This is a genomic window from Shewanella waksmanii, from assembly GCF_043643685.1.
Lineage (GTDB): Bacteria > Pseudomonadota > Gammaproteobacteria > Enterobacterales > Shewanellaceae > Shewanella > Shewanella waksmanii_A.
In genome coordinates, this window is sequence record NZ_JBHZSN010000012.1 from 165,497 (window position 1) to 172,129 (window position 6,633).

Genomic DNA, 6,633 nt, shown 5'->3' on the forward strand with positions numbered 1-6,633 from the left:
CTGATGGCTAAGAAGGTCAAGTGTGATTGTCCGCCGGGAGGGGCGCCGAAATGGTTGGCGACCTTTGCGGACTTGATGTCGTTATTGATGTGCTTCTTTGTACTCTTGCTGGCTTTTTCTGAAATGGATGTGATGAAGTTTAAGCAGATTGCCGGATCAATGAAGTACGCATTCGGTGTGCAAAATAAAGTTGAAGTTAAGGATATTCCTAAAGGCACATCGGTGATTGCCTTGGAGTTTCGCCCAGGTCGCCCTGAACCTACTCCGATTGAAATCATCAATCAGCAAACCAATGAAATGACTGAGCAAACCATCGAATATCAAGCTGGGGAAGACGCAAGTGCTGGTGGGGTGCAACAACAACGTGGCGAGCAACGTGGCGGCGAGTCATCTGCGACAGCGCAGCAGCAAGCCGAATCTAAATCACAATCTCAGTCTGAATCTGAGTCCAAAGCTAAACAAGCAGAAGCAGCGGCTCAAGAGCGTATCAATAATCAGGTTAAGAAAATGGCGCAAGAACTCAATAAAGAGATTGTCGATGGTGCCATTGAAGTTGAATCCCTCGGTCAGCAAATCATTATCAGAATTCGTGAAAAAGGCGCATTTGCTTCCGGCTCTGGTTTCCTACAGCCTCGATTTAAACCCGTTATTCGTCGTGTTGGTGAGCTACTAAAAGATGTGCCGGGCATTGTCACTGTGTCAGGCCATACCGATGATATGAACATCAGCAACGAACTGTATAGTTCCAACTGGGATTTATCCAGTAAGCGCGCAGTGGCGGTTGCCCATCAATTAATCCGCGTGCGTGGTTTTGACCAACAACGGATGAAAGTAGTAGGGATGGCGGCGTCAGACCCATTAGTAGAAAACAACAGTGCAGCTAATCGCGCGCGTAATCGGCGTGTAGAAATTGCCATTGAGCAAGGTAAAGCCAAAGAGTCTGATGAGATTCTTGTCAGTCAATAATCATCATTTCTAGCCTGTCAGCTATGGCAGGCTTTTTTGTCGTTCAACTTTCTGCAGCTGATCATAGGCAAGCTAAGCACTAAATTGGTATAATAGCCGATTAATTTTTCAATCCAACTTGCTATTGAGCACCAACCCCGCGGGACGTCCATGAAATTTATCGTAAAACTGTTTCCTGAAATCATGATGAAAAGCAAACCGGTAAGAATGCGTTTTACCAAGATGCTTGAAACTAATATTCGCAATGTACTTAAAAAAATCGATGACGATGCCAAAGTACAGCGTCAGTGGGACAAAATTTTGGTGATGGTACCAGCGGACAAACCTGAATTGGTTGCTCAGTATGCTGAGCGTTTAAGCTGTATTCCCGGTATCGCTCATATTTTACAAGTGCGTGAAAGCACTTTTGAGTCAATTGATGATATCTACCAGCAAACCTTGCCGTTGTATCGTGAAGCACTGAGCGGCAAAACCTTCTGTGTGCGGGTTAAGCGTAGCGGTAAGCACGAGTTTAACTCTATCGAAGTTGAGCGTTACGTGGGTGGTGGCTTAAATCAACATACCGAAGCCGCTGGGGTGAAGCTCAAAGATCCTGATATGACGATTAATCTTGAGATCGATCGCGATAATTTGTATTTGGTTGAAAAGCGTATTCCAGGGTTAGGTGGATTTCCAATGGCGACCCAAGAAGATGTGTTGTCATTAATTTCTGGCGGCTTTGACTCCGGGGTGTCGAGCTATCAGTTTATTAAGCGTGGCTCACGGACCCATTACTGTTTCTTTAACTTGGGTGGCGATCAACACGAGATTGGCGTGAAGCAAGTTGCTTATCATCTTTGGCAAAAATATGGTGAGTCCCATAAGGTTAAGTTTATTTCTGTGCCTTTTGACCCCGTCGTAAAAGAAATTCTAGAGCGTGTGGATAACGGCCAAATGGGCGTCATTCTCAAACGCTGTATGATGCGTGCCGCCAGTAAAGTTGCCGAAAAGCTTGGGATTCAGGCATTAGTGACCGGTGAAGCAATGGGCCAGGTCTCTAGTCAAACATTAACTAATTTGAACGTCATTGACCGCAGCACTGATACAGTGATTTTGCGTCCACTTATTGTGATGGACAAACAAGATATTGTGAATATTAGCCGTGAGATTGGCACTGAAGATTTTGCTAAATCTATACCTGAATATTGTGGCGTCATTTCGCAAAAACCAACGGTTAAGGCCGTGTTGTCAAAAGTAGAGGCTGAAGAGCAAAAGTTCTCTGACGGCTTAATTGATAGTGTGGTTGCGGCTGCTGAAATTATTGATATTAGGGATATCGCCACACAAATGGATACCAAAGTGGCATCTGCAGAGACAGTGGATGGGCTTGCTACTGGTGAGATTGTTATTGATGTACGTGCACCTGAAGAGGAAGAGCAAAGCCCGCTTGAGCTTGATGGCATCGAGGTGAAAACCATTCCGTTCTTCAAGCTGGCGACCCAGTTTGCTGATTTAGATAAGAGCAAAACTTATTTACTTTATTGCGACCGTGGAGTGATGAGTAAGTTACAAGCCCTTTATTTGCAAGAGCAAGGCTACGATAACGTAAAGGTTTACCGTCCATAGCCCATACACTTGATAGAAAAAAGCCGCCATCGCGGCTTTTTTTGAGCCTGTTTTTCAAGGCGTAGGCGTTGCAACGTTACATTAATCCCAATACTTTTGGCAAAACCAAGGCTTAGGTCTGTTGTGATCGGTTTTAACTGAGTTTGAGCGAATGAAGCGACTGCAGGTAGTTAAATAAAGCTAAGTCACATGGCCAGCATTGTTGTCTTAAAAGCTGTATATAACGGTATCAATTTGCTGTTTATGTCGAATTAGTGAGGTGATAAAGTACTGAACTAGCATGTTTTAGAATAAAAAAAGCCACATCGTAAAATGTGGCTTTTATCCGGGCTTTTAATCAGCTCTGTTAATCTGAGCTATCGTCGCGCGCTATAGAACGTCGACGTAGCTAAGTGATTATTCTGAGTGTTGAACGTTAGCCGTGGTTTCTTTTTCGCTTTCAGTGGCGACTAGCATTGCGTTTACGTCGTCATTTAGGTCTTGTTGCATTGCTTCTAGACCTTCAGCTAACTGAGCGCTGATAGCGGCGTGTAGATCGTTGGTATCTACTAAGATTTCGTCTGCTTGTACGTTAGCTGCACAAGTGAGTAGTGCGATAGCTGCTAGCGTTTTAAAGTTCATCATATTGGTCGCCTCCGGGCGTGTATCAATCTTGGGGGTTAGACACTCCCCAATACGTCATAGAGGCTGTCTAACTGCACTAATTTTCTTGGGGCAAAATTTAATCAAAATAGCTTTCCTTTACAAACGATAAAATGTAACAATAAAGATTAGTAAAACTAATCCAAATATGAGATCGAGATCACCATGTCGAGACGACTCCCACCGTTAAATGCGGTGAAGGCATTTGAAGCCGCAGCAAGACATTTGAGCTTTACTCGAGCAGCTGAAGAATTATTTGTTACGCAAGCTGCTGTTAGTCATCAGATTAAAGCATTAGAAGAGTATTTAGGTTTAAAGTTATTTCGTCGTAAAAACCGTTCATTGCTGCTGACTGAGGAAGGACAAGGTTACTTTCTCGATATAAAAGATATTTTTGTGCAACTTGCGGATGCAACAGATCGTTTACTTGCTCGTAGTGCTATCGGCTCGCTAACGGTCAGCACCAGCCCCAGTTTTGCTATTCAGTGGCTTGTTCCACGCTTGTCTAAGTTCAGTGAAAAGAACCCAGATATCGATGTGCGAATTAAAGCTGTGGATGATGAAGAAAGTTCACTGGCTGATGATGTCGATGTCGCCATTTATTACGGTCAAGGTTCTTGGCCTGGAGTGCGGGCAGATAAGTTGCGTAACGAAGTGCTGATCCCGGTCTGCTCGCCGATGCTGTTAAGTGGTCCTAAGCCGTTATCATCACCAAGCGATTTGAAATATCACACCCTATTACATGACTCCAGTCGCCATGATTGGCAAGCGTGGTTTAGACAATGTGGAATTACCGATATTAATGTGAACCAAGGCCCTATTTTTAGTCATTCATCATTGGTTTTGCAGGCGGCAGCCCACGGTCAAGGTATTGCGTTAGGTTATAGTGTATTAGCGAGGCCAGATATTAAAGCGGGACGATTGGTGTGTCCTTTCCCTGAAGTCTTGTTGAGTAAAAATGCCTATTACCTAGTGTGCCAACAAAATCATGCAGAGATCGGTAAAATTGCTGCATTTAGAGAATGGATGCTAGATATGTTTGAAGAGGAGTCTCGCAGTGAACTACTTCCTGGTTGATAACCCCCTCACTGATGCAGAGCTGTTAGCCAGTCAAGTGCGTATCGAAGGAGATGTGTCTGATACCTTAATCATCGTTACCCACGGTGCTGGGGCAAATATTGATAGTGACTTTATGCAGCAGTTATCTGCCGGATTGGCGGCAAAAGGGGCATGGGTGGCGAGCTTTAATTTGCCTTATATGCGTGCTAATGCACAAGATGGGAAACGGCGCCCACCGGATAGGGCACCCAAGCTACTCAAAGATTTTGCCATTCATGTGGCAGCGCTTAAGCAGCAATTTAAGCCAAAGCAGGTCGTTTTGATGGGCAAGTCGATGGGCGGGCGTATGGCTGCTTGGTTGGCGAATGATGTCAGTGTCGATGGTGTTATCTGCTTGGGCTACCCTTTTGTTGCTTTAAAAGGCGGTGAGCCTAGATTAGCACCGCTAGCTGAGTGCCGTGCACCTGTGCTTATTTTACAAGGTGAGCGCGATAAATTTGGTGGCCTAGGTCAAGTCGAACCATGGATTGAGTCGATGCCGATAAAATTGCATTGGCTAGTTGATGGCGATCATAGTTTTAAACCACGCAAGTCGTCAGGTACCACGCAAGAGGCTAATCTCACTGAAGCGATAGACAAAAGTATCGAATTTATAGGGGGATTGAATGCATAAGGGCTTTTTATTACTGGCCTCGTTAAGTGGTTTTGTGGCAGTGGCGTTAGGGGCGTTTGGTGCTCATGGGTTAAAGAACATAGCACCGCCGGAAATGATAGCGATATTTAATTTAGGTGTTGAATACCAGTTCTACCATACTTTTGCACTCATAGTTGTCGCGTTTTCTGGGCATTGGTTGACTTCTAGGCTACTTGATTGGGCCGGATATTTGTTCATCACTGGTATGGTGTTATTTTCAGGCTCGCTTTATTTGTATGCATTGTTGGGCACTAAATGGACTGGGCCCATTACCCCCATAGGCGGCGTATGTTTGCTACTTGGCTGGTTATTTATTGCAGTAGCTGTGTGGCGTAATCGTGTGGTTGAGTTAAACGATTAGGCATCAGCCGCTGTCTATTGTGTCAATTCAGTGTAAAATGGCGAACAATTCACGTTGTACGCCATTTTTTGTGCAGGAACCCCAATGATAAACCTATTTTTATTTTGCCGTGCTGGTTATGAGAAAGAGTGCGCCGCTGAAATTCAGCATCGCGCAGCAGAACTGGATATCGGCGGCTTTGTTAAAACCAATAACAACGATGCGTACGTGATATTTCAGTGTTTTCAAGATGGCGATGCTGAATTACTTGCAAAGAAAATATCATTGGACTCATTGATATTTGCCAGACAGATGTTTGCTGCTGCGCAGTTATTAAAGTCGTTGCCAGAAGCTGATCGTGTGTCTCCCATTGTTGATGCACTCAGTGAGGTAAGCAAAGCGGGAGAGCTGCGGGTTGAAACCCCAGATACTAACGAAGCAAAAGAGCTATCGAACTTTTGCCGAAAGTTTACCGTTCCCTTGCGCCAAGCGTTGAAGCGTAGCGGATCGTTACTGGAAAAAGAGAACCCTAAAAGGCCAATTATTCATGTGTGCTTTGTGGCCTCTGGTACCGCGTATGTTGGTTACTCATTAAGTCACAATAGCTCGCCGCACTACCGTGGTATTCCAAGATTAAAAATGGCTGCCGATGCGCCAAGTCGTTCCACGCTAAAGCTAGATGAGGCATTTATTCATTTTATTCCGAAAGATGAGCAAGAGCAGCGTCTTCGCAGTGGCTTAAATGCGGTCGATTTGGGGGCTTGCCCTGGCGGTTGGACCTATCAGCTAGTGCGTCGTGGTATGTTTGTTGCCGCAGTCGATAATGGCCCTATGAATGAAGATCTCATGAATACTGGTCAAGTGAAGCATTACATGGCAGATGGGTTTCGCTTTGAGCCACCGCGTAAGAATATATATTGGTTGGTATGTGACATGGTGGAGAAGCCTTCTCGTGTCGCTGAATTAATTGAAGCATGGGCGATTAATGGCTGGTTTAAAGAAGCGATATTTAATCTAAAACTGCCGATGAAAAGCCGCTATAAAGAAGTATCGCAAATATTGGCCACGATGCAGGAAATTTTGACAGAGAACGGTATAGAGGATTTTCATCTTGCTTGTAAACACCTATATCATGATCGTGATGAGGTGACCGTGCATTTGTGGTTGCGTCCAGAAACTGGATTTTAAGCGCGTTCATTATTGCTTATATAAAAAAGCCCTGACACTGTCAGGGCTTTTTGTTTGAGATGTGACCCGTCCTAAATAACGTTGACACTTTTCAAACCTTTTTTGGAGAGTGTTATGAAATCAACAGTTAAGCGAACTC

Annotated in this window: 7 protein-coding genes; 6 read left to right on the forward strand and 1 reads right to left on the reverse strand. The window is 44.5% G+C overall.

Going from position 1 to position 6,633, the window contains the following annotated elements; all coding sequences use genetic code 11:
* The first annotated feature begins 3 nt into the window (after positions 1 to 3).
* Positions 4 to 966: a flagellar motor protein MotB gene (locus ACHUFW_RS17620; protein WP_394204850.1), complete on the forward strand. Its 963-nt coding sequence runs from the start codon at positions 4 to 6 to the stop codon at positions 964 to 966.
* Positions 967 to 1,116: 150 nt separating this feature from the next.
* Positions 1,117 to 2,571 (forward strand): tRNA uracil 4-sulfurtransferase ThiI, encoded by a 1,455-nt coding sequence (gene thiI, locus ACHUFW_RS17625; protein WP_394204851.1) that lies wholly within the window; start codon positions 1,117 to 1,119, stop codon positions 2,569 to 2,571.
* A gap of 396 nt (positions 2,572 to 2,967) precedes the next feature.
* Here the strand turns inward: thiI and ACHUFW_RS17630 are convergent, their stop codons facing one another.
* Positions 2,968 to 3,195: a hypothetical protein gene (locus ACHUFW_RS17630; RefSeq protein WP_394204852.1), complete on the reverse strand. Its 228-nt coding sequence runs from the start codon at positions 3,193 to 3,195 to the stop codon at positions 2,968 to 2,970.
* A gap of 183 nt (positions 3,196 to 3,378) precedes the next feature.
* Here ACHUFW_RS17630 and ACHUFW_RS17635 point away from each other — a divergent pair, with 183 nt between their 5' ends.
* The 4 genes from ACHUFW_RS17635 (at position 3,379) to rlmM (ending at position 6,494) form a co-directional block, all read left to right on the forward strand.
* Positions 3,379 to 4,290 carry a transcriptional regulator GcvA gene (locus ACHUFW_RS17635; RefSeq protein WP_394204853.1) on the forward strand — a complete coding sequence of 304 codons (912 nt, stop codon included), beginning with the start codon at positions 3,379 to 3,381 and terminating at the stop codon, positions 4,288 to 4,290.
* Complete coding sequence (locus tag ACHUFW_RS17640; RefSeq protein ID WP_394204854.1) at positions 4,271 to 4,945, forward strand: alpha/beta fold hydrolase; 675 nt, start codon at positions 4,271 to 4,273, stop codon at positions 4,943 to 4,945. Before ACHUFW_RS17635 ends, ACHUFW_RS17640 begins: the two co-directional genes overlap by 20 nt.
* The gene (locus ACHUFW_RS17645; protein ID WP_394204855.1) at positions 4,938 to 5,327 is read left to right on the forward strand and encodes a DUF423 domain-containing protein; all 390 of its coding nucleotides are present in this window, start codon (positions 4,938 to 4,940) and stop codon (positions 5,325 to 5,327) included. Before ACHUFW_RS17640 ends, ACHUFW_RS17645 begins: the two co-directional genes overlap by 8 nt.
* An 84-nt stretch (positions 5,328 to 5,411) precedes the next feature.
* Positions 5,412 to 6,494 carry a 23S rRNA (cytidine(2498)-2'-O)-methyltransferase RlmM gene (rlmM, locus tag ACHUFW_RS17650; RefSeq protein ID WP_394204856.1) on the forward strand — a complete coding sequence of 361 codons (1,083 nt, stop codon included), beginning with the start codon at positions 5,412 to 5,414 and terminating at the stop codon, positions 6,492 to 6,494.
* Positions 6,495 to 6,633 lie beyond the last annotated feature (139 nt).

Coding starts and splice junctions, on each gene's coding strand:
- thiI (WP_394204851.1), top strand. CDS start 1,117: ATGAAATTTATCGTAAAACTGTTTCCTGAAATCATGATGAAAAGCAAA.
- ACHUFW_RS17620 (WP_394204850.1), top strand. CDS start 4: ATGGCTAAGAAGGTCAAGTGTGATTGTCCGCCGGGAGGGGCGCCGAAA.
- rlmM (WP_394204856.1), top strand. CDS start 5,412: ATGATAAACCTATTTTTATTTTGCCGTGCTGGTTATGAGAAAGAGTGC.
- ACHUFW_RS17645 (WP_394204855.1), top strand. CDS start 4,938: ATGCATAAGGGCTTTTTATTACTGGCCTCGTTAAGTGGTTTTGTGGCA.
- ACHUFW_RS17630 (WP_394204852.1), bottom strand. CDS start 3,195: ATGATGAACTTTAAAACGCTAGCAGCTATCGCACTACTCACTTGTGCA.
- ACHUFW_RS17635 (WP_394204853.1), top strand. CDS start 3,379: ATGTCGAGACGACTCCCACCGTTAAATGCGGTGAAGGCATTTGAAGCC.